At 60.5% G+C, this 22,349-nt stretch carries 17 protein-coding genes and 1 tRNA gene; 9 read left to right on the top strand and 9 right to left on the bottom strand.

From position 1 onward, the window contains the following. Positions 1 to 5 precede the first annotated feature (5 nt). Together IM764_RS03335 and IM764_RS03330 are read left to right on the top strand one after the other, a co-directional pair. Positions 6 to 1,082, top strand: a complete 1,077-nt coding sequence (locus tag IM764_RS03335) for a TrkA family potassium uptake protein (RefSeq protein WP_099297730.1) — start codon at positions 6 to 8, stop codon at positions 1,080 to 1,082. Further along, positions 1,082 to 3,175, top strand: a complete 2,094-nt coding sequence (locus tag IM764_RS03330) for an ATP-dependent DNA helicase UvrD2 (protein WP_194186892.1) — start codon at positions 1,082 to 1,084, stop codon at positions 3,173 to 3,175. The genes IM764_RS03335 and IM764_RS03330 overlap by 1 nt, the downstream gene beginning before the upstream one ends. Here the strand turns inward: IM764_RS03330 and IM764_RS03325 are convergent. Together IM764_RS03325 and IM764_RS03320 are read right to left on the bottom strand one after the other, a co-directional pair. Continuing rightward, positions 3,156 to 4,040: a hypothetical protein gene (locus IM764_RS03325; protein WP_194186891.1), complete on the bottom strand. Its 885-nt coding sequence runs from the start codon at positions 4,038 to 4,040 to the stop codon at positions 3,156 to 3,158. The genes IM764_RS03330 and IM764_RS03325 overlap by 20 nt on opposite strands. 70 nt (positions 4,041 to 4,110) lie before the next feature. Then, entirely contained in the window at positions 4,111 to 5,610 is a 1,500-nt protein-coding gene (locus IM764_RS03320) for a zinc-dependent metalloprotease (RefSeq protein WP_194186890.1), read from the bottom strand. Between the two features lie 91 nt (positions 5,611 to 5,701). On the opposite strand from IM764_RS03320, the gene IM764_RS03315 reads away from it, so the two are divergent. Further along, positions 5,702 to 6,787 carry a PDZ domain-containing protein gene (locus IM764_RS03315; protein WP_099297722.1) on the top strand — a complete coding sequence of 362 codons (1,086 nt, stop codon included), beginning with the start codon at positions 5,702 to 5,704 and terminating at the stop codon, positions 6,785 to 6,787. An 18-nt stretch (positions 6,788 to 6,805) separates the two neighbouring features. Here IM764_RS03315 and IM764_RS03310 read toward each other — a convergent pair whose 3' ends face one another. Further along, a complete protein-coding gene (locus IM764_RS03310) occupies positions 6,806 to 7,354 on the bottom strand; it encodes a PPA1309 family protein (protein ID WP_194186889.1) in 549 nt (182 codons plus the stop codon). Between the two features lie 143 nt (positions 7,355 to 7,497). On the opposite strand from IM764_RS03310, the gene IM764_RS03305 reads away from it, so the two are divergent. Continuing rightward, entirely contained in the window at positions 7,498 to 10,524 is a 3,027-nt protein-coding gene (locus IM764_RS03305; RefSeq protein WP_194186888.1) for a UPF0182 family protein, read from the top strand. 100 nt (positions 10,525 to 10,624) lie between these two features. Beyond that, a tRNA-Met gene (locus IM764_RS03300) sits at positions 10,625 to 10,701 on the top strand. Positions 10,702 to 11,001: 300 nt separating this feature from the next. Here the strand turns inward: IM764_RS03300 and IM764_RS03295 are convergent. From IM764_RS03295 to IM764_RS03280, 5 genes are all read right to left on the bottom strand, one after another. After that, positions 11,002 to 11,403 (bottom strand): hypothetical protein, encoded by a 402-nt coding sequence (locus IM764_RS03295; RefSeq protein WP_194186887.1) that lies wholly within the window; start codon positions 11,401 to 11,403, stop codon positions 11,002 to 11,004. A 19-nt stretch (positions 11,404 to 11,422) separates the two neighbouring features. Then, the gene (locus IM764_RS03290; protein ID WP_194186886.1) at positions 11,423 to 12,907 is read right to left on the bottom strand and encodes a DUF6114 domain-containing protein; all 1,485 of its coding nucleotides are present in this window, start codon (positions 12,905 to 12,907) and stop codon (positions 11,423 to 11,425) included. Next, positions 12,897 to 13,163 (bottom strand): DUF6230 family protein, encoded by a 267-nt coding sequence (locus tag IM764_RS10530; protein ID WP_370551529.1) that lies wholly within the window; start codon positions 13,161 to 13,163, stop codon positions 12,897 to 12,899. Before IM764_RS10530 ends, IM764_RS03290 begins: the two co-directional genes overlap by 11 nt. Beyond that, positions 13,164 to 13,466: a hypothetical protein gene (locus IM764_RS10525; protein ID WP_370551528.1), complete on the bottom strand. Its 303-nt coding sequence runs from the start codon at positions 13,464 to 13,466 to the stop codon at positions 13,164 to 13,166. A 188-nt stretch (positions 13,467 to 13,654) separates the two neighbouring features. Then, entirely contained in the window at positions 13,655 to 15,370 is a 1,716-nt protein-coding gene (locus IM764_RS03280) for a dihydroxyacetone kinase family protein (RefSeq protein ID WP_194186885.1), read from the bottom strand. A 190-nt stretch (positions 15,371 to 15,560) separates the two neighbouring features. On the opposite strand from IM764_RS03280, the gene IM764_RS03275 reads away from it, so the two are divergent. From IM764_RS03275 to IM764_RS03265, 3 genes are all read left to right on the top strand, one after another. Beyond that, the gene (locus tag IM764_RS03275; RefSeq protein WP_194186884.1) at positions 15,561 to 16,676 is read left to right on the top strand and encodes a glycerol dehydrogenase; all 1,116 of its coding nucleotides are present in this window, start codon (positions 15,561 to 15,563) and stop codon (positions 16,674 to 16,676) included. A 202-nt stretch (positions 16,677 to 16,878) separates the two neighbouring features. Further along, positions 16,879 to 18,063 carry a phosphatase PAP2 family protein gene (locus IM764_RS03270; RefSeq protein ID WP_370551537.1) on the top strand — a complete coding sequence of 395 codons (1,185 nt, stop codon included), beginning with the start codon at positions 16,879 to 16,881 and terminating at the stop codon, positions 18,061 to 18,063. A gap of 170 nt (positions 18,064 to 18,233) precedes the next feature. Beyond that, complete coding sequence (locus IM764_RS03265) at positions 18,234 to 19,073, top strand: S1 family peptidase (RefSeq protein WP_194186883.1); 840 nt, start codon at positions 18,234 to 18,236, stop codon at positions 19,071 to 19,073. 81 nt (positions 19,074 to 19,154) lie between these two features. Here IM764_RS03265 and IM764_RS03260 read toward each other — a convergent pair whose 3' ends face one another. After that, the gene (locus IM764_RS03260; RefSeq protein WP_194186882.1) at positions 19,155 to 19,454 is read right to left on the bottom strand and encodes a chorismate mutase; all 300 of its coding nucleotides are present in this window, start codon (positions 19,452 to 19,454) and stop codon (positions 19,155 to 19,157) included. 172 nt (positions 19,455 to 19,626) lie between these two features. Here IM764_RS03260 and IM764_RS03255 point away from each other — a divergent pair, with 172 nt between their 5' ends. Continuing rightward, complete coding sequence (locus IM764_RS03255; protein WP_194186881.1) at positions 19,627 to 22,311, top strand: UvrD-helicase domain-containing protein; 2,685 nt, start codon at positions 19,627 to 19,629, stop codon at positions 22,309 to 22,311. The last annotated feature ends 38 nt before the right edge of the window (positions 22,312 to 22,349 follow it).

Genomic DNA, 22,349 nt, shown 5'->3' with positions numbered 1-22,349 from the left:
CGAGCATGGGCAACAAGCTGGGCGACCGCTTTCGCGCTGATCAAGAGGTGGATGAGCTTCCGCACCACGCCCTGCTCAACATCGTTCACATCCCAGAAGCGGCGGTGCAAAGCCCCTGGTGGTTGATTGCCCGCCGAATGTTCTACGCAATGATTTTGCTGTTCGGTACGGCGGCCGTGGCTTTCTGGGACAAGGAGGGCTACACGGGGATCAACACGTTCCTCGATGCCGTTTACTATGCGGCGGTTTCGTTGTCTACCACCGGTTATGGTGACATCGCCCCGGTGACCCAGGAAGCCCGCCTGATGAACATCGTGGTGATCACCCCGATGCGCGTCATCTTCCTGATCCTTTTGGTCGGTACCACCCTGTCCGTGCTCACGGAGGAGTCCCGACGGGCTCTGCAGATTCGTCGCTGGAGGAAGCGCATGCGTAATCACACCATCGTCATCGGTTATGGCACCAAGGGCCGTTCAGCCGTGACCGCTCTGCTGGCCGATGGCGTGGCACCCGGACAGATCGTGGTCATCGATTCCGATCGCGACGTGCTGGAACAAGCCACCACCCAAGGATTGGTGACCGTGCAGGGCTCGGCGACCCGCTCGGACGTTTTGAAGCTCGCGGGCGTCAACCGCGCCCGCGCCGTGGTGGTGGCACCGAACCAGGACGATACGGCCGTGCTGATCACTCTGTCCGTCCGCGAGATCGCGCCGTCTGCCACCATCGTGGCCTCGGTTCGCGAATCCGATAACTCCCACCTGCTGCGTCAATCCGGCGCGGACTCAGTGGTGGTCTCCAGTGAAACGGCTGGCCGTCTGATGGGACTGGCCACCGTCACCCCAAGCGTGACGGAAATGATGGAAGACCTCCTGAGCCCGGACGATGGATTCTCCATCGCCGAGCGCGTGGTGGTGGAAGAGGAAGTCGGTGGCAACCCACGCGTGCTGGAGGACGTTGTTCTCGGTGTGGTTCGCTCCGGCGAGCTCTACCGCATCGATTCCTCCGAGGCCGAGACCGTGGAGCCAGGCGACCGCATTTTGTACGTACGCAGCAATGTCGACCCTGAGGAGAGTGCGCTGTAGTGTCCGGGGGACGCGTCCCGTTTGATCTTTCCGAACTAGACCCCGATCAGCTCCAAGCAGCCACCGCCCCGCGGGGTCCCGTGTGCATCATCGCTGGCGCGGGCACAGGCAAGACCCGCACCATCACTCACCGCATCGCGCACCTCGTGGGCGGAGGTTACGTCAACCCGGACAACGTCATGGCCGTGACGTTTACCACCCGTGCTGCCGCCGAACTGCGTGAGCGCCTCACCATGATGGGTGCTGCCCGCGTGCAAGCGAAGACTTTCCACGCAGCGGCCATGCGCCAACTGGGCTACTTCTGGCCGCAGTACGCAGGCGAGCTGCCGTGGCGCTTGTTAGATGGCAAATTCCCCGTGGCTGCCCGCGCCGCTCGCGGTGCCCGGCTGGATGCAGATAAGACGCAGCTGGCGGACATCATCGGGGAGATCGAATGGGCCAAGTCCTCACTGGTCGCGCCCGAGGATTACCCGGGGCGCATCGTGCCCGACCGCCGCGATTGCCCGGTGCCGCCGGAGCAGTTCGTGCAGATCTTCAAAAACTACGAGCAGCTCAAGCGCGGCGGCGAGCAGATGCTGCTGGACTTCGATGACCTGCTGATGCACATGACAGCGGCCTTGGAGTCTGAGCCTGGCATCGCCGACGAGTTCCGTTCCCGGTACCGCAGCTTCGTGGTCGACGAGTATCAGGACGTCACGCCGTTGCAGCAGCGGATGTTGGATGCCTGGTTGGGGGAGCGGGACGATCTCACCGTGGTGGGCGACGCAAACCAGACGATCTACAGCTTCAATGGCGCGACCCCGGATTTCCTGTTGGACTTTTCCCGTCGCTTCCCTGAGGCCGTGACCGTTCGCCTGCAGCGGGACTACCGATCCACCCCGCAGGTGGTGGATCTGGCGAATAAGGTGATCGGCCAAGCCAAGGGACGCGTGGCCGGAACTCGGTTGACGCTGATTGGTCAGCGCGAAGCCGGCCCGGTGCCGAGCTTTTCTGAATATTCGGACGAGACGGCAGAGGCCGAAGCAGTTGTCCGGGAAATCTCCGCGTTGCTGAACAAAGGCGTGTCTGCTTCCGAGATCGCGGTGCTGTTCCGCATCAATGCGTCGTCGGCAGCTTACGAATACGCACTGGAACAGGCGGGAATCGGCTACCAGGTCAAGGGCGGCGAGGGCTTCTTCCAACGCCCAGAGATCCGGGAGGCACTGACTGCGCTGCTGCGCGCCTCCCAGCAGTTCACACCAGATCCGGACGATGTGCTCAACGCGGTGCGTGCCGCGCTGGTTCCAGTGGGACTGACTCCGCAAGAACCCACCGGTGCCAAGGAGCGCGGACGCTGGCAGTCTCTGCAAGCGTTGGTGTCTCTCGTCGAAGAGCTCACCACGGCTACCCCGGGGCTGTCCTTGTCTGGCCTGATGGGACTGCTGCGTGAGCGCGTGGAAGCGAAGAACCCGCCAAAGGTAGAAGGCGTGACACTGGCCAGCATCCACGCCGCCAAGGGCCTGGAGTGGGACGCGGTGTTCCTCGTGGGACTGGTGGATGGCATGTTGCCCATTCACTATGCGCTGAAAGGCACGGACAGCGAAGGTGCCATTGAGGAAGAGCGTCGTCTGTTCTACGTGGGCATCACGCGCGCCCGAGAGCACCTGCACTTGTCCTGGGCACAAGCGCGTCAGCCGGGTGGAAAAGCGAATAAGCGACGCACACGATTCCTGGACGGCCTTATGCCCGCTGCCGACGATGCAATGGAGCGTCGCGGGAATTCCCGCAGCAAGCACCTGGGTGCGCCGAAGAATTCCTGCGTGGTGTGCGGAGCGCGGCTGTCCACCCCAGAGTTCAAAATCATCGGCCGATGTGGGCAACACGTGCAGGACCTTGACCACATGGTGGTTACCCAGTTGCGATCCTGGCGCACGGATGCGGCTAAAGAGCGCAACGTCCCAGCCTATGTGGTGATGACGGATGCCACCCTCAAAGCGATCGCCAGCGCGCTGCCCACCACACCAGAGGAATTGGTGCAGGTGCCGGGCATGGGGCCAGTGAAGGTAGAGCAGTTCGGCGAGGACATCCTGGCGATTACGCAGAACGTGGCCTAGGCAGTTGCTTGGTCATCTTGCAGGCCATGCACTCCGGATCTGCGGTGATTTCGGTGGAGCTGACATGGACATCGCCGAGTCTAATTTCCGTACGGTGGCGGAGAATCTCCGGAATCTCGGACGGTAGGCAACCACGACTCTGCCAAGGGATCAGGTGCCGCGCCACGATGCTGGCGACCATGAGTGAGGCCGCTTCAACGTGTAATTGATCTGTGGTTACGGGCCTGCCTGCCGCTTGCATGCGAATGCTGTTCCACTGCGCATCCTGGTGGCCGTAGTGGCCATCAATACAGTTCAAGCAGGGAGTAACCCCGGGGACAACCAAGGGACCGATGATCACGGAGCCATCGATAGCCGCGCTGGGGAGATGGCTGATGCCGGCCTGCATCAGCATGTAGTGCAGATCTGCGGGCAGAAACATGTTCCCGGGAAGTAGCGCCACGGAGGTGCGCGCCTGCGAGACCAGCGTTGCGGGACTGTCCACCAGATGAGCGGAGATTCCTTCTTTTCGCAGCGCGGCGATCTGCCGGTCGCTCGCGGTTCCTGATTTCAGCACCGGCACGGAGTGCTGTTCCGGATACTCCCGCAGGACACAGCAGCGCATGAGTTCGTCCACAATGTCCGCAGCAGCATCCGGACCTAGTCCGCAGTAGTTCAGGGATGCTGTGAGCTCGTCGATGGGGACTGGCAGCCGTGCCGCTGCCAGAGCAGTCAGCACGTGTCCGGGGGACACATGAGCAGGAAGCGGCAACACGATCGCATTGTGTGGGAGCACATTGAACTGCACGCCCACTCCGGGACGCACGATCACTGCCGTGCCTCGGTTGATGTGTACCTTGCAGCGGGCCTGCAGCGGTGCTGTCATGATTCCCCCAAGAAGCTTGTGACTGTGACATCCCCCCGGATGTCACAGTCAGCTTAGCAAGACCGGCAGGCTACTCGCCGTCTTTGCTGTCGCCCTCATTCTCATCGTCACCAGCGGAACCTTCCTGGCGGTCGTCCTCGCCAGAGTTGTCCTGGTTCAGCTCGCGCTCCAGGCGCTCGATCTCGGAGATGGGGTTGAAGTCCTTCATCTCGTCTGCGTCGAACGTGACATGGCCAATGAAGGCGGCCGGATTGTCGAGGTCCTCGGCGACGGGCAGGAAATCCGCGTGATCCCAGATCGCGTCGCGCTTTTCGGTGCCCACAGCCTCTTCGAGTCGACGCCACAGTTCCGCAGCCTCCGCCGCCTTTGGCGCGGACAGGCTAATACCCAGAGTCTTGGTGAGGTTGTCCATGGCAGGGGAGCCGTTGGTACGGAAGCTCTGCCACGCGGCACCGATCATGGCGGCCTCGGGGATGCGGGAGCCCAACGCGGAGCCCACCACGTAGTCCACCCATCCCTCGACCAGCGACAGGCTGGTCTCTAGGCGCTGTCGGGCGTGGGCGTTAGAGGAGACAACCTCGGGCTGGATCTCCTGGCTCTGGAAGCGGTTCATCATCTCCTGCATGGCCGCAGGATCGTTCATCATCTCCGGATTGAACTCGCGTGCAGCCTCGTCCAGCTTAGAGGTGTCGATGGTCAGTCCGGCGGCGAATTCCTCCACGTCGAGGATCAGGCGCTCGGTCAGCCACGGCACGTGCTGGAACAAGCGATGGTGTGCGGCTTCGCGCGCGGCCAGATAGATCAACGTCTCTCGGTTGCCTGCGCCCAGCTTCTTGGACAGTTCGTCCAGGTGAGCGGTGGCGATGGCAGCCGTGCGTCCGGTGGCCAGCGGCATGCCCCACTGGGTGGATAGGACCACGCCCTTAGCCAGCTCGCCGAGCGTATTGCCCAGCTGTGCGCCAAAGTTCATGCTGTTGACCTGCTTCATGATGGATTCAACCGGCCCCAGCTGTCCGCGCATTTCCTCGGGCATGGCAGACAGGGAGGCATCGCCCAGCTTCTCTGCCAGAGGCGTGATGATGCGCTTCCACGTGGGCATGGTTTCTTCCAGCCACTGGGTCGGGCCGAAGGCCACGGAGCCAGTCGCGCCCGCGGGCAGGGTGGTGGCCTCGTCGAGCCACAGTTCGGCGAGGCGCACGGATTCAGCCACTGCTTGGGTGTCCTCGGACTTCGGTCCGGCTGCTTGGCCGATGTTCTGCCGAGCGATGCGCTCGGCCATCGAGTAGTTGACGGTCTCTCCATTGCCGGAGTTCATGTCCGTGCCGAATCCACTGAGCATGGAACCGAACTGGTTGATGAGATCGCCCAAGTTTCCGGAGCTCATTCCGCTGCCGGTGCCACCGGGGCCGCCGAAGAGGAAACCGAATGGTCCGCCGCCGAAGTTGCCTGGACCACCGGCACCGTTGTTGCCGGAGCCGTCGTTGTTGTTATTGCCCTCGTTGTTGTTGCCCCGACGTTCATCGTCGGAATCATCGCCCGAGTTGTTGAAACCGAAGCCGAAGTTACTCATGTCTTAAACCGTACCTGCGGGCTGCTTTTCGTTGGGTGCTCGATGGGCGTGGGAGTGTGCGCCCTCAGCGAACACGGGTAGGCTTTCTCGGGTGACTTTCTGGAATCGACGCAACCGTACAGTCGTTATCGGTGCTCTACCAGTGGTTATGCTGATCTCTTTGATCGGTTTACCCACTGTCCCCGGTACCGATATCGATATGACTGTGCCTTATGCGGCCCAGGGTAAGGGACCCACTTTCAACACTCTGGGAGATGTTGACGGTAAGCCCGTGGTGGAAATCACCGGCGAAACCCCTGATGAAACCAGTGGCAATCTGAACATGACCACCGTGTCCGTGCGCACGAACATGACGTTGGCGCAGGCGCTAGGTCGTTGGTTATTCACCGACGACGTGCTGGTCCCCATCGAACAGGTCTTTCCCCCGGGACAGTCCCCAGAGGCAGTGCAAGAGAAGAACGCTGCGGCTTTCGCTGCGTCCGAATCTAACGCGACGATCTCTGCGATGGATTATCTGAAGCGCCCCGTGGAGACCATGGTGATGGACATCAGCAAGGATTCGCCGGCCACGGGCGTGGTGCACATCAACGATGTGATCCTCAAGGTGGGGGATAAGGACGTATTCCGGCCAGACGACTTGGCGGAAGAGATTCGCAAGCATCAACCGGGAGATACGGTCACGTTGACGATCGACCGTCACGGACGTGAGATCACCAAGGACGTTCAGCTGGGGGACATGCCCGAAGAGCTGCGCGAAAAGGGCGAAGATGACCCAATTGCGTTTCTGGGCGTGACTTCGGTAGCCCAGCCTGCAGGTGACCTCAAAGTGGAATACAACCTCACGGATGTCGGCGGTCCATCGGCCGGATTGATGTTCTCCCTGGCTGTGGTGGATAAGTTGAGCCCCGGCGAGCTATCCGGTGGACGCTTCGTGGCGGGCACCGGCACTATCGACGGCACCGGCACGGTTGGTCCGATCGGCGGCATCACCCATAAGATTCACGCCGCAGCTGATGCAGGTGCAGAGGTATTCCTCGTGCCAGCGGACAACTGCCGGGAGGCACTGACCGCGGGCGAGGATGACGTGCAGCTGGTGGAAGTGGATTCGCTCGACGATGCGATCGAGGACCTAGACACCATCAATTCCGGTGGTCAGCCCAGCCTCTGCCAGGACTAGCCGCAGAATTATTCGTCGCTACTCGTCGTCGAAGCCCTCTTCGAAGGTGGCCCGCAACGTGGCGATCACGCCGGGGGCGATGTCATCGCCACCCAACAGCTCCACTTTGTCTTGAGCGAAGGCGTCCTCGGACATCTCCTGGTCCGTGGGGCGCAGTTGGATCAGTGAACGCTCGGCACCGCTGCCGTCCTCGTTGAGCACACCGGAGTACAAACGCGCCGCGTGAGGCTCCGCGCCCGCGCCTTCTGCCGAGTTCACGAAGGTAATCTCCTGCGCCAAGATGGCGCCCACCACTTGTTCCGGCCAGCGCACAGTAGCGATGAATTCTCCCAGCTCCTCTGAGCCCGGGCGGATATGATCCGGAACATCTTCCTGCACAACCAGGGCCAGGGGGTTGTTTGCGTCGTCATCAAACGAAGAACCCAACGCATCAGCAACCAGAGCATGGGGAACCAAACCAAACAACGTCGCCGGACGATCCCAGCCCTCAGCCTGGACGAAATCAACGGCCTCGAGCAACGCGGCATTGAGAACGCGGATGTCGTGGAGATCGGGGTTTGAAGTCACGGTGAGAACTCCCTGTCGCGAATCGGTGGAAAACCTGTTTAGGCACTGAATATAAACACACGTATCCTATGGAAAAGAACACTTTTGCATACGCCGTACACTCTACGACTCGCGACGTGTGCTGATCAGGAGAGATCCCCACTTTGAGCATCACCCCGCCACCACCAGCCGGAAAAAAGTCGCCCTCACCTCGGCCGAATCGCCGAGCTCAACTGCTCGGTTTTGCAGTGGGATTGGCGGCATTGGCTTTCTTCATCATCCCGGTCATCGTCTCCAGCTACGTGGACTGGTCATGGTTCCGCAGCGTGAACTACCAGGGGGTGTTCGTCAATGTCATCGTGGCGCGCGTAATCCTGTTTGCGGTCTTCGGTTTGCTGGCCGCTCTGATCGCGTGGCTGTGCGTGTACGCGGCCTACCGGGCGCGCCCGGATGATTTCGAATCCATGGGATCGTCCTCGCCGCTGGCGGAATACCGGCCCATGATCGGCAACAACATGCGTCCATTCCTGGTGGGCATGCCCGTGTTCATCGCGTTGATCACCGGCTTGATCGCGCAGGCCAACTGGCGCACGGCGCTGCTGTTCTTCAACGGCACGGCGTTCGGTCAGCAGGATCCGCAGTTCCACAAGGACCTGAGCTTCTACGCGTTCAACCTGCCGTTCTTGCAGTTCATCCTGTCCACGCTGAGCATCCTGCTGATCGTGGGATTCGTGGTCAACGGACTGACCCACTACCTGCTGGGATCCATTACGACCGGCAACCCGCGCGTGGGGGAGAAGGCGTCCGTCTCCGTGCCGGCGCGTCGCCAGTTGGTGATCATCGCGGGCGCATGGATGATCCTCAAGGCCGTGGACTACTGGTTTGACCGCTACTCGTTGCTGAACAACCAGCACGATACGTTCACCGGCGCCTCCTACACCGATATCAACGCGATGCTTCCGGCGCAGATCATCCTGCTGGTGATCTCCCTGTTCGTTGCGGCAATGTTCTTCTCCACGATCGTGCTGCGCGACCTGCGCCTGCCAGCCTTGGCTGCGGCGCTGATGGTGGGCTCCAGCTTGGTGGTGGGCGTGGCCTGGCCGATGATTCTGGAGCAGTTCTCCGTCAGCCCTAACCGCGCGGAGAAGGAAAGCGAATACATCTCCCGCAACATCCAGGCCACGCGCAACGCCTATGGCATTGGCGATGATGCCGTGACCTATGAAAACAATTGGGGCGCGCAGACTGGCGAGAAGCCAGAGCAAGAGCGCAAGGAGATCGCCAACGATGAGGCCACGTTGTCTAACGTTCGCCTGCTGGATCCAGAGGTGCTGAGCCCTACCTTCACCCAGCAGCAACAGCTGCGTAACTTCTACGGCTTCCCGGATGAGCTGAGCATCGACCGCTACCAGGTGGACGGCGAGACCCGCGACTTCGTGGTGGCTGCGCGCGAGATTAACCCGAACACGCTAACAGGCAACCAGAATGACTGGCTGAACCGCCACACGGTCTACACCCACGGCAACGGTTTCATCGCGGCACCGGCGAACAAGGTGGACGAGGTGGCACGCGAAGCTGGTTCTGCTCGTGGTGGTTTCCCCGTATACACCCGCGCTGACCTGCAATCGATCGCCTCGGGCAAACAAGGTGGCGAGCTCAAGGTGGACCTGGAGCAGCCGCGCGTGTACTTCGGTCCGTTGATCGCCTCTTCTCAGGCTCCGAACTCGGACTATGCCATCGTGGGCACCACCGGCCAGGAGCCAGTGGAGTATGACACGGACACGGAGAACTACACCTACACCGGCTCCGGCGGTACGGATATCTCCAACTACTTCAATCGCGTGATGTTCGCTGCGAACTTCGAATCGATGAACATGTTGCTGTCTGACCGCATCGGTGAGAATTCCAAGATCCTCTACGAGCGCGATCCGCGCGAGCGCGTGCACAAGGTGGCGCCGTGGCTGACCACCGATTCCAAGACTTACCCCGTGGTGGTCGATGGTCGAATCAAGTGGGTAGTGGATGGTTACACCACGCTGACGAACCTGCCGTACTCCGAGCGCACGTCCCTTACTGATACCACTGCGGATGCTCTGAATCCCGATGGCGTGAACCAGACCCAGTTGGTCAACAACGATGTCAGCTACATCCGCAACTCGGTTAAGGCCGTGGTGGATGCCTACGACGGAACTGTGGATCTCTACGAGTTCGACGAGCAGGATCCCGTGCTCAAGGCGTGGCGTGGTGCGTTCCCTGACGTGGTGAAGCCGAAGTCGGAAATTTCTGAAGATCTGATGTCTCACCTGCGTTACCCGGAGGATCTGTTCAAGGTGCAGCGCGAGTTGATCGCCAAGTACCACGTGTCTGATCCTGGCGTGTTCTTCCAGAACGACGCCTTCTGGTCCGTGCCGTCTGATCCTTCCGCCGCGGAGGGTCGTCAGGAATTGGCGCAGCCTCCGTACTACGTGGTGGCCAAGGATCCTGAGAGTAACGACGCAAGCTTCCAGATGATCACGCCTTTCGTCGGCCTCCGACGTGAGTTCTTGGCTGCTCATATGACGGTGGATTCTGATGCAGCATCTGATTCCTACGGCAAGATCTTCGTCCGCGTGCTGCCGACGGGTACGCAGACTCAGGGTCCGAAGCAGGCCCAGGACACGATGATGTCCTCTGATGAGATCGCCCGTGAGCGTTCCTTGCTGGAGGGCACCAACCTGCTGACCAACGGCAACTTGCTGACGCTGCCGGTGGGCGATGGCCAGATCCTGTACGTGGAGCCGGTGTACTCGCAGCGCAAGGGGCAGGAGTCTGCCTTCCCGAAGCTGCTGCGCGTGTTGGTTTCCTACAACGGCCAGGTGGGCTACGCACCGACGATTGCCGAGGCATTGGACCAGGTGGGTATTGATCCGCAGAACGCGACGGACCTCGAGGAGATCGACGGTTCTGTGGTGAAGCCTGAGGAAGAAATTGACAGTCAAGGCAGTGGCTCTGATGATTCCTCCAGCGATAGCCAGTCCGACGACCAGCAGGATGGCTCCGGGGCTGTGACGGGTAACTCGAGCGCTGCGCAGCGCGTACGTGACGCCATGGACAAGGTCAAGGACGCGCGAGCCAATGGCACCTTCGAGGAATTCGGTAAGGCTCTGGACGAGTTGGACGCTGCAGTGAGTGCCTTGCAGCGTGAGCAGTAGTGCTCCTGAGCAGGCGATTTCACTATTTGTCCACTCTGCGTTAGAGTAAATGAGTCGCTAACAAGGGCAATCGAAATGGTTGAACTAGTTAAGCACTCGACGCGGGGTGGAGCAGCTCGGTAGCTCGCTGGGCTCATAACCCAGAGGTCGTAGGTTCGAATCCTGCCCCCGCTACCAACTTCAAGTCCCAATCAGCTTCGCGCTGATCGGGACTTTTCGCTTTCTTGATCTATAGCTGCCTTTAGGTACCTGTGATCAGGCCAGCAATGATCCATCCGCCTAGGTCAATCTTGGCCCGACTCGCCTGCACCCAGGCTCTTCCAAATTTTCCTACCATTCCTTCACTGAGCGGTTCACATGCGTCACATTGGCCTGCGGAGATGCGTCGCCCTCTTTGAGGATTGGTACAGAAGTATGAAGAGGGGCGAGGTTGGCGTCGGAAATGAAGGGGCAACGAAGGCCTAATAGTCACCTAATTCAATCAGCCTGGAGGATGACTAGCGTCGCGGTTGCCGGATTGTCTGCGCTCAAGCTGTGTACTTTCCTAGCGGCGATGTGAAGGGCAGTTCCTGGCTCAAGGCTGACTGTCGATGTTTCGCCGTCGTCGTTGGAAATCGTGACCGCAATCTCCCCGACTTGCCCGAAGATGAGAATCGGAGACGGGGCCGTGTGATCCGCCATCGAATCTCCGGGGCGGAATGCCAGGCGAACCACGGTTGCGCCGTCAAGGCGTTCAATGACCTTGAGATTTGGTACTGCTCGCTGATCGTCAGTCCGTGGGATGCGATAGGGGTGATGCGAGATGGCTTCTGCGTCGCCGGGGTAAGAATTGGCGAGCCCAGTGAGTAGGGTCCATGATTCGTTGGATGGGTTCGCCATGGTGATTCTCCCTAACAAATTAAGGCGCAATGGTGGTTCCGGGGCCTTCGACGAGGTCGTCCGCGGAGATGTAGTACGTCGCCATCGTACCGTCGAGCATCACCGTTTGCGAGGAAACAGCGTCCGGCAGCCCAGCGCCGATCTTCTTCAGCTCCTTGCCGGTGTTTTCCGGCACATCGTCCGCACTCACTGGAACCGCGAAGGGAAGCGGCACACCTGCAAGCTGCGGGGTGACGTCCAGGGAAGCCACGATGATGTGGAAGTTACCGTTCAGCGTACTGATCTGGCCTGGGCCGGAACGTTGCCAGATGTCTACTCCGATGGCGTGATCGCCGGGGAAGCGCACGCGCAGGTTGTCCAGGATCACGCGGTCGGAATCGATGCGAATGGCAGGCTTTGGTCCCTGAGCGGTGTCGATGGTGACGTAGGACATCTTCACGTTGCCCACCAGAGTGGTCTTGTCCGCCTTGACCGTGTAGGTCTTGCCGTTGGGCAGGAGCATGCCGGGGATTGGCTCTGGGGGAGCGGAGTCGAGGCCGCCGATTTCTGGCAGCGCCAGTCCGGAGAATTCCTTCGGCAAATCGATCTCGGCGTTAGGGTTCGGTGCCGGTAGGCGCGGAGCCTCCGGCAGCTTTGGTAGTTCGGGTAGATGTGGGACCGTCGGTGCCGATGGCGCCGGATTCTGCGTCAGTGGGTTCTCGTTCAGCTGGTCAGGGTTCTGCTGCTGATCGTTCTGATTAGGCAAAACGTCGTCGATGCCAGGCAACTGCAGGTTGGGCAGCTGCGCCTGGGCGTTGGACATGTGCGTGCCGGTGCCCACAGCCAGCGCGGTGAGCACAGCGATGACCGTCGTTGCCCCACCGCGTCCGCCGCGCTTGAAGAAACTGCTTCCCTTTGGTGCCTGAGCCTCGGAATTTTGATCGTTAACGGTGGGGATTTCGGTGGTTTGGTTGTCGTCGAATTCTTCGTCCGACGCCACTTCGTCCTCGTCCGCTACAGTGAATCCTTCCGGCTCTTCATCAGCGGACTCGTCGGTGGGCTTGTCTTCGTAACCGCTCTCGCGCAGGCGCTTGCGCTCCTTGCGGCTCAACCGTTCTTCGGGGTCCCACGACAAGGACATTGCACCTCCGATGAGGGCCAGCATGGTGCCCAGAACGAAGCCGCCGAAGTTCGCGGCGGGCAGGGGGACGATGCCCAGCACCATCGCGGCCACACCGGTGAGAATGCGGCCTTCCGTGCGGGTCCAGGTGGAAATGCCACACGTGATCAGCAGGATGCCCAGCAAGGCAGTGGAGACTCCGGACAAGGTGGAGACCTGCACCTGGATATTAGAGACCTTGAAGGACAGGTAAGCGGGGGCGAGCATAACCAGGCCGGAGAGGATCATGGCCAGGCCAGCGCCGAAGGGGCGGCGCTTACGCCACGACTTGAAGCGGCGGTTCCGTGGGCTGTCCTCTACTACGGCTTGCTCGTTGTCGGTGAGTTCAGGCTGTTTAGCAGGCACTATCTTCACTGTCTACGATGCTGATCTTTCCGCCCTTGGCGGTGAGCTTATCTGCGGCGATGGAGGTGGCGTGGATCGTTTGGTCGGAAGCTTCCAAGCCTTCGGAGACGATACCGCCGGAGCCGGGCACTGCAGAATCTGAGAGCTGGCCGGCATCCACACCAATTTGTGGCTTGATTAGCGTTAGGGATCCGGCGAGGTCCTTGGCACCGATGACTAGGTTGGATGCGGTGGTGCCGTCATCTGGAACGAGCATCTAGAACTTCTTGTCTCCTACACCGGGCAGGGAGATTGGCGCGGTCATGCACATGTCCGTCACCGTGGCCTGATCGATGCGCAGGCGGGAAACGGGAACGTCATCGGAGACATTGATTTCGTGATCCACGAAAAGGCTGAAGCCGTCACCGTCGAGTCCGCCGACCTGCTGGGTGAAGATCGTGTCGGACAGTGCCAGGTTGGCGGACAGGCCGTTCTGTGCCATGGAAACGCCCATGCCACCGGTGACGACAAGGCCGGTGCCAAAGATTCCAGCGAACCTCAAACGTCGAGTGTGTCCCATGATTACTCACTTATTATCTTGAGATCCGGCGCTTCGTGAGATGCCGTGAGGGGTCATTGCTGTCCTCAGTAGCGGATGGAACGGCGCTGTTGCACAGCCCACATTTTTGCGTAGGTGAATTTTTATAGACCAACGCCTACACACCGCGTTTTCACTACTTTCGGCTCTTAGGGACTAGAAAAAGAACTTTACTCCCCCGTGAAGTCTTTGGCCTGGCCTGTTCCGCCGAAAATCCAAGACACAAGGATGGCGCCGGGATCGACCACTCCTTGGGATGCGGTACCGAGGTAGCTGGCGCGTCCCTTCTTGGCGATCATCGCGCGAGTGTTTTCCGCGCCTTGGGCTGCCGCCTCGTTGCACGTGCGCAAGACTTCCTCGAAGGAAGCAGAATCCCCGGCGGCTTCGGCTGCTGCTCGAGCCGCAGGCAACAGGGCATCAACCAAGGTGTTGTCTCCCTCCTTTGCACCGCCCAATTCGGTGATGGCCTCGCAAGCCTTCCCGAGTCCATCGCGCAAACCGACGACGTTGGACGAAGCATTCTCCATAGCCAAGGCGAGCTCACGGAACAGTGTTCCCAGGACTGCACCGGAGGTGCCGCCGGAACGGATGAACAGCCGGTGGGCGAGGGCGCTCAACACGGCCGAATCTTCTCCGCGCAGAGGAAGCTCGATGTCCCCAAAGGCCGCCTCCATGTTCTGCCCGAAGTCTCCATCCCCGGCCAGCCGATCCAACTCGGTGAGATCGTCCGTGGAGTTTTGCACTCGCTGTACGAAGTCGCTGAGCCACGTGTTGTCATCCCCGGAAGAGGGAAGCTCGTCGTCGAACACGGTGCGCGCTGCTTCGTAACGCATCGCAGCGTCGCCGCCCTCCGGTGACTGACCACCCACTACGCGTGGCCAGGCGGGAGCGTCGGTGGGAGCGTCAAGAAGTTCCACGAGTTCATCGGTCGCCTCGGTAAGGGTGAGGGAGACACCCGCCATGTTCATTGAGGTCACGTAGGTGCCCACCATCGCACGGCGCACTGTGATGCCCCGCTGCTCGAGCTGGCGCAATGCAGAGCCGAAGACCAAGGAGAGCTCCAGCGGAGTGGTGCCGCCCAGCCCGTTGACGAGGCAGATATAGCTGCCCCTGCTGGCGTCGATCCCATCGAGAAGGCGCGTGACCACCTCATCGGCAGGCTCCACATCCACCCGATCCACGCCGCGTTCGCCGTGGATACCTACGCCGACCTCGATTTCGCCGGCGGGGAGATCAAAAGTATCGCGGCCGTTCGTGGGCAGGTGACCTGGCGCGATTGCCACCGCCATGCTGCGGGAATGATCGGCAACCCACTGGCCCAGCTGGGCGACGTCGTCCAGGTTGTCACCGCGCCTAGCTGCCGCCCCGGCGATCTTTTCCACCAGAATCGTCGCACCGGTGCCGCGTCGTCCGGGGCCTTCCGATTCGTTGTCCTCACCCTGTTCTGTGGCGACGTCATCGTCGACCAGAATCACTCGCGCTTCCACGTCCACGAGAGCCTGACGGGCGACCTTGAAGTTCATTACATCGCCGGTGTAGTTCTTCACCACGTGAACCACACCCGCTCCTTGGTCGGCCCACCGAGTGGCCTCGGTGATCTGCACTGCGTTTGGAGAGGTGAATAACAGGCCCGGGACGGCCGCTGCGAGCATTCCGTCGCCGACGAATCCCGCGTGCATGGGTTCGTGTCCGGAACCGCCGCCGGAGATGACAGCGACGGAAGGGGTGCCCTCGGCGGTGACGATAGGGGAGGACTGTCCGATGAAGCCGCTATCGTGCCATTGGGCATTGGGGTGCGAGGCTACGAATCCGCCGATTGCTTCGGGAAGGAAGTCAGCGGCGTGATTGCGAAAGGAACGGAGGGGTGAGCGCTCGGTGGAGTTCATATTTTCAAAGAGTAACAAGGCTTGCGCTGCCCAGCTAACTTCAAAAGATCTAAGGTACTTATTAGGAAAAATTGGCGGAGAACGCCTAGCGGCGCGAACAGAGCCGAGCGTAGGCTGGGCAGTGGAAAACCGAACCTCGCTACCCCGCGCTCCCGTACACAGGAGGTGGGAAAAGGAAGTGACCACCGACATGTCTGACCAGATGTTCACCAGCCCCAGCCGCTACGTGCAAGGCATCGACCTGCTGGAGCGGGCCGCGCAGTACGTCCGTCCTCTCGGCAGCACCCCGTTAATCATCGCCGACGAAATTGTGTGGGATATCGCTGGCGCTCGTTTGCAAGAGTCTTTGCGCGGCGATGAGTTGCAGGCCACCAAGGAGATCTTCGGTGGTGAGGCGTCCATGAATGAGATCAAACGCATCGCCGAGAAGGTCGAAGAGGCTGGCAATGACGTGATTATCGGACTGGGCGGTGGCAAGACCATCGATACGGCCCGTGCGGTGGCGGACCACGCGAAGTTGCCCGTGGCCATTTTTCCCACGGCCGTGTCTGCGGATGCGCCCACGGCGCGCGTGTCCGTGATTTACACCGATGAGGGAGTGTTCGATTCTTACCTCTTCTATGAGAAGAATCCGGAGCTGGTGGCTGTGGATACCCGCGTGATTGCCAACGCTCCGGTGCGCACGATGCGCTCTGGTATTGGCGATGCGTTGGCGACCTGCGTGGAGGCCCGTGCGGTCAATCGTGCCAATTCTCGACGCATGGACGATACTGCCCGGCCTACCCTCGCCGGCTTGGCACTGGCCGAAATGTGCGAGGAGACGCTGTTTGCCTACGCGCACCAGGCTCTCCGAGACAACGAGGCACATATTGTCAGCCGGGCCCTAGAAAATATCTGTGAAGCGAATACCTTGCTCTCCGGGCTGGGCTTCGAAAACGGTGGATTGGCGGCCGTGCACGCCATCCACAATGGGTTCACCGCGCTGGATGGCGATATCCACCACATGACGCACGGAGAGAAGGTGGCGTTTGGCATCGCGGTGCAGTTGATGTTGGAAGGCGCCGACGAGGCAGAGGCGGATCGTTACATCGGATTCATGCAGTCCGTGGGGCTGCCCACCACTTTGGAGGAGATCCACCTGCAGGATGCTTCTGAGGAGGATCTGCGCCGTATCGCGGAGCTGGCATGTTCCGAGGGCGAGACCATGAAGCAGATGCCCGGAGAGATCACGCCGACTGACGTGGTGGAAGCGATCAAGGCGGCGGATCTCTACGCCCGGGGGCTGCAGGAGCGCCTAGCGAAATGATGCGCGGTTGCGCTGCGGTATTTCGCCCTGCGGAATCCCACGGGGCATGACAGGATAAACAGGATGTAGAAAACCTGTGGAGATCCTGTCTCTCCCCCTGAAAGCTTGAAGGAAAGACTGCCCCGTGAAAATCCAGCGTCGCGCTCACTCGTACAAGATGGCTGCTACCGCAGCCCTTGCCGCTTCTGCTATCTCTTTCGGCATGGTGACTCCCGCCCAGGCTGAGCAGACTCTGCCCGCTATTGCTGGCGCAGAGGCTGTGCCTGGTTACCCCCTGCCTGTGCAGCACCCAGGAGCACCAACTCCCGTTCCGTTTAGCCCGGACTACGTGGGCGGGTTCATCTCTGACATCAGCTCCCACGACTATGGCGTGTACGTGGATGTCATTGATGGCTTCAATGATCTGCGGGCCAATCACCCGGAAGTGATGCGGCAGAACTTGGCGACCACCATACGGATCAACAATGAAGCAGCCGGAAACCCTGCTGCTATTTCTCGCGCGCAGATGGATGCTGCCGCTGATAAGGCAGGACTGCTCACTGCATTCTCTGACGCGTTGGGTGCGGAACTAGGTGGCCACTTCCGGGACGCACTGCGCGAAAACCGTCTGCCGAAGACGAACTACCTATTTGGAAACGGTTACCTAGCTCGTGCGGGCGGATTGGCATCCTCGACCTTCGCAGAGAAGACCTACTACGGCTACGAGCGTCCATTCGTCGTTGCTCCGGACAAGATCAACCGCTACGACCTGCCGGGAGAGGACTTCTACGGAGATTCCAAGTCCTTCCCATCCGGTCACACCAACCAGGCAACCTGGTCCACCACGCTGCTGGCATTGGCTGTTCCAGAGTTGGGACCACAGCTGGTTGCACGTGGCTCCGAAGCCGGTTACAACCGCATGGTCATGGGTGTGCACTACCCATTGGACGTCATCGGTGGCCGGATGACCGGTACCGCTGCAGCAGCGGACAGGTGGAATGACCCGAAGATGCGCGATGCTGTTCGCCAGGCTGGACAGGAAATCAAGGCAGAGCTGGAATGGCGCACCGGAAAGCCACTAGCTCAGGCTGTTGCGGAAGATTCTCCGTACCGCTCCACCGACGTGGCCGTGGATGAATACACCGAGCGCATGACCAACGGTTTCCAGCAGGTCTACCGCAATGATGCACCGATGATCGTGCCGCAGGCAGCGCCGGATCTGCTGCTGTCCGCTCACCCTGAGCTCAGCTACGCACAGCGTGCCTCGGTTCTACGCCAGACTGCTATTCAGTCCGGCTACCCGCTGGATGACCAGAGTCCCGAAGGCTCTTGGCAGCGCCTGAACATTGCAGCAGCAATGGCGGCCTATGTGCGGGTTAACGCCGATGGAAGCGTCACCGTAAAGTAACTGCTTCCTCGCCGGGCACAATCATTTTGTGTCCAAACTGTGACTTCCGTTCAGTCTGATATCGCGCATCAACGCGATATGCTGGACGGAATTCTGTTTGTTGGTGAGGTTTGCTTCTCCGATTGCAAGCCCACGCGGACAGGTGATGACGTTGACGAAGAAGGATGGAAATGCGTAGTTTTACTCGCGGTTTTGTTGGATCCACACGACGGCGAGTATTTGCCGCATTTGGGTGTGCAGCGGTTCTCATCACGGGCAGTCTTTCGGCTACTGCCCAAGCCGAAGCGCAGTCTTCCGTGCCCTCCCCGGCGCAGGCGGCGGATATCTTTCTGACGCTCACGGGAGAGCCAGGCCCGCACCGCGTTCCTGGACACTACTTCACCTCTCCAGTGCCACCGAAGGCGCAAAATGATATCCGCCCTACGGCTCTTGTTGGCCCATCGACTCCCATCCTGGTGGGCGATAGCCTGTGCACCATTGCGGTTTCCGGATTCGATGCACACGGCAACAAGGTAGCCATCACCGCTGGTCACTGCGCTAACCCGGGCACCCCAGTCACCTCTGGTGACGCTCCAGAAGCTGGACGCATCGGCACCTATGTCCGCACCGGAAGTCCGGATTACGGCGTGATCAAGTTGAACAACAATGTGCGCCTGACTAACACCTACGGTCGCGCGTCCATCGGTCAGCTGGGCGGAGCGGTGCCGGCCACTCTGCAGCAGATCTGCAAGACAGGCATTTCCACGGGCACCTCGTGTGGCCCCGTGATCGGTGTTGATGGTCCTTACCTGCTGGCTCATCTCTGTGGCTCTCACGGAGATTCCGGCGGACCGATCTACGCTGGAAACCGCCTGGTTGCCATCGTCAACGGCGGCCTGGGGAATCTCCCGAGCTGCACCACTCCTCTGCAAGGCCCTGTCCACGCACCCGTGACTGGTGCTCTGTGGAACGTCATTCAGCGCAGCCTGGATGCCAACGGTGGCGTGGGCGCAGGCTTCCGTCTTCCTTGATGAACCAAAGCAAAAGAACCCGCGATCAATGGTCGCGGGTTCTTTTGTATTGTGGGGCAGCGTGAATCCGGTTGCGGTGATTTAGCCCAAGCGTCCTCGGCCAAGCTGCAGCAGTGCCTTGGCGATCTGCACGCCCTCGGTACCAAATTCCTCCCGGAACTGGTTGATGATGGCCACCTCACGGGTGTGTACCAACTTGGTTCCCCCGGAGGTCAACCTAGTTTTCCCAATGGCACGGGAAACTTCCGTGCGACGATGAATCGATTCGCGGATGATCTTGTCTAAGCGATTGATCTCTTCGCGATACGTCTGAATCTCCGCATCGGAGGGTGGATCATCGGTCCCCGAAGGCATGCGGATGTGGAAGTCGCCGTCAGTCATGTATCCGATCATACGACGTTCCGGGCCAAAGTCTTCAGTGATTGCTGCAACAGATGCCAGACTCGTAATCGCTCATATGCTCGCCAGGAATGCAGAGTTGCCTCGGCTGGAATGTAGCCTTGTGCATGCGAAGCAAAAACACCCGGCACATATCCAAGCGAATGAGGAGATCATGCGAAAGCCCGAGGAGCAGCCCACCTTCCAGGAGCAGCCCAACCTGTTTTCGGATTTCTCTGAGGTTCCCCTGCCAGAGGAACCAGTGGATGACGTGCCACCACCGCCGGAAGAAGATCTGCCACCGGAGGGCTACGATCAGCTCTTCGATAGCACGCGGGATAGTGCGGCAATTGTGCCGAGTGGGCGTCGGGAAAAAAGGGCACAGGTTCCACCGAAGAAGGCAGATACAGACCTGCTCACGGGGCTGAACCCACAACAAAAAGAAGCTGTAGAGCACCGCGGGTCGCCGCTGTTGATCGTGGCGGGCGCAGGATCTGGTAAGACGAGCGTGCTGACCCGGCGCATTGCCTACCTGCTGCACCAGGGTGCCGCTCCGTGGGAGATCCTCGCGATCACGTTCACCAACAAGGCCGCCGCGGAGATGCGTGAGCGTGTCATGGACTTGGTGGGTTCGCAGGCGGAGCGGATGTGGGTCTCCACCTTCCACTCCATGTGCGTGCGCATCCTGCGCGCTAACGCCCACCTCGCGGAGGGGTTGAACTCGAACTTCACCATCTACGATTCAGACGATTCCAAGCGTCTGATCTCGATGGTGATTAAGGATCATGACTTGGATCTCAAGGAATTCAGCCCGCGCGGCACCCTGAGCGTGATCAGCAATTGGAAAAACGAGCTGGTCGGGCCAGATGAAGCGCTGCAGGATGCGAAGGTCAGCAGCAACTTTCACCGCGAGAAGATCGCCACGTTGTACGAGGCCTACCAACAGCGTCTCCGTGCGGCCAATGCGGTGGATTTCGATGACATCATCGGGGAGGTCGTTGCGATTCTGCGGCGCAGTCCCGAGGTCACTGACCATTACCGACGCCGCTTCCGCCACGTCCTAGTGGATGAATATCAGGACACGAACCACGCCCAATACGTGCTAGTCAGCGCGCTGGTGGGTAAGGGGCCAGACATGGCAGAGCTCTGCGTGGTTGGTGACGCGGACCAGTCCATTTATGCTTTCCGCGGTGCGACGATTCGCAATATCGAGGAGTTCGAGCGCGATTACCCAGATGCGCGGACCATCCTGTTGGAACAGAACTACCGCTCCACGCAGACGATCCTCACCGCGGCCAACGCGGTGATTGATAAGAACCAAGGCCGGCGGCCGAAAAAGCTGTGGACTGATCTGGGCAGTGGCCAGCCAATCGGTGGATACGTGGCGGATAACGAACACGACGAAGCCCGATTCATCGCCGAGCAGATCGATGACCTAGTGGACAACGAAGGCTTCCAGCACAAGGACATAGCCATTATGTACCGCACCAACAATGCGTCTCGCGCGTTGGAGGATGTACTGGTGCGCAGTGGGCTGCCGTACAAGGTGGTTGGCGGTACGCGCTTCTACGAGCGCAAAGAGATCCGCGATCTAGTGGCGTACCTAAAGGTGCTGGATAATCCGGACGATACGGTGGCTTTGCGTCGAATTATTAACACTCCACGGCGAGGAATCGGCGACCGGGCACTGGCGCTGGTCACGGTGCACGCAGAGAACCTGGAGATCCCGTGGGCGGCGGCACTGCAGGACGCGGCTGAGGGCAAAGTGGCCCAGCTTTCCGGACGCGGACGCAATGCCATTGGCGGGTTCCTCGAGATGATGACGGCACTGCGCAAGGAAACCGAAAATGCGGATATGCAGGCCTCGGACGGCACCAGTTTGGGCCTGCCGGATCTGGGCAAGGTCGTCAACGCTGTGCTGGATATGTCCGGGTACCGCGCGGAATTAGAGAAGTCCAACGATCCGCAGGACGGCGCACGCTTGGACAATCTGAACGAGCTGGTGGCCGTGGGCCACGAATTCAGCCAGGAATCAGCCAATCTCCAGGCATATATGGACATGCCGGGGGGCAGCGACGGCGAATCTGAAGCAGAGGCGATGCTGAGCGAGGGCGAGGCACCCTTGGGCAGCCTGCAAGCCTTCCTCGAGCGCGTCAGCCTAGTGGCGGACGCAGACCAGATCCCGCCAGAAAGTCAGGACATGATCACGCTCATGACCCTGCACACCGCCAAGGGACTGGAGTTTCCCGTGGTGTTCCTCACCGGCTGGGAGGACGGGCAGTTCCCACACATGCGTGCTCTTTCTGATCCTACGGAGTTGGCGGAAGAGCGGCGCCTGGCCTACGTGGGCATCACTCGTGCCAAGCAGCGTCTGTTCATCTGTCGGGCGGTCACTCGGTCCGGGTGGGGGCAGGCTGTTAATAACCCGCCGTCTAGGTTCCTGGCCGAGGTGCCAGAAGAGCTGTGGGAATGGATTCGAGAAGAACCTACCTTCGCTGGCGGTTCGGGGAGTTATGGCTCCGGCAGCTATGGGTCAGGCTATGGCAGTGGCTCGGGTGGCTGGTCCGGTTCCGGCGGCTATGGTTCTGGTGGGTCGACCAGCTTCGGCAGTACGCCGATGTATCGCAACGGTGGCAAGGCTGCGAAGCAGCCAGCACCGAGTGCCCGCAGCTCTACCGGCCGTGGAGGCAAGCCATTGGAGTTGGCAGTGGGGGACCGCGTGAACCACGACAAGTACGGCTTGGGTTCGGTGAAGTCCGTGGACCGCGTGGGAACGCATGCCACCGCGATGATCGATTTCGGTGGATCCGGAACGGTTCGCTTGATGCTGGTCGGTGGGCTGCCGATGGAGAAGCTGTAGTTGAGTGCCGGCTGACCTGCCAACGAAAGGGGCACCGA

It is taken from the genome of Corynebacterium sp. ED61 (assembly GCF_015233855.1).
Lineage (GTDB): Bacteria > Actinomycetota > Actinomycetes > Mycobacteriales > Mycobacteriaceae > Corynebacterium > Corynebacterium dentalis.
This window is presented reverse-complemented; position numbering and strand designations above follow the sequence as displayed.

What these genes read in the sequence shown, in the direction of transcription:
- IM764_RS03335 (WP_099297730.1), top strand. Translation starts at nt 6, where the DNA reads ATGGGCAACAAGCTGGGCGACCGCTTTCGCGCTGATCAAGAGGTGGAT.
- IM764_RS03280 (WP_194186885.1), bottom strand. Translation starts at nt 15,370, where the DNA reads ATGAACTCCACCGAGCGCTCACCCCTCCGTTCCTTTCGCAATCACGCC.
- IM764_RS03295 (WP_194186887.1), bottom strand. Translation starts at nt 11,403, where the DNA reads ATGGCGAACCCATCCAACGAATCATGGACCCTACTCACTGGGCTCGCC.
- IM764_RS10530 (WP_370551529.1), bottom strand. Translation starts at nt 13,163, where the DNA reads ATGCTCGTTCCAGATGACGGCACCACCGCATCCAACCTAGTCATCGGT.
- IM764_RS03325 (WP_194186891.1), bottom strand. Translation starts at nt 4,040, where the DNA reads ATGACAGCACCGCTGCAGGCCCGCTGCAAGGTACACATCAACCGAGGC.
- IM764_RS03320 (WP_194186890.1), bottom strand. Translation starts at nt 5,610, where the DNA reads ATGAGTAACTTCGGCTTCGGTTTCAACAACTCGGGCGATGATTCCGAC.
- IM764_RS03265 (WP_194186883.1), top strand. Translation starts at nt 18,234, where the DNA reads ATGCGTAGTTTTACTCGCGGTTTTGTTGGATCCACACGACGGCGAGTA.
- IM764_RS10525 (WP_370551528.1), bottom strand. Translation starts at nt 13,466, where the DNA reads ATGGGACACACTCGACGTTTGAGGTTCGCTGGAATCTTTGGCACCGGC.
- IM764_RS03275 (WP_194186884.1), top strand. Translation starts at nt 15,561, where the DNA reads ATGTCTGACCAGATGTTCACCAGCCCCAGCCGCTACGTGCAAGGCATC.
- IM764_RS03260 (WP_194186882.1), bottom strand. Translation starts at nt 19,454, where the DNA reads ATGACTGACGGCGACTTCCACATCCGCATGCCTTCGGGGACCGATGAT.
- IM764_RS03255 (WP_194186881.1), top strand. Translation starts at nt 19,627, where the DNA reads ATGCGAAAGCCCGAGGAGCAGCCCACCTTCCAGGAGCAGCCCAACCTG.
- IM764_RS03270 (WP_370551537.1), top strand. Translation starts at nt 16,879, where the DNA reads ATGGTGACTCCCGCCCAGGCTGAGCAGACTCTGCCCGCTATTGCTGGC.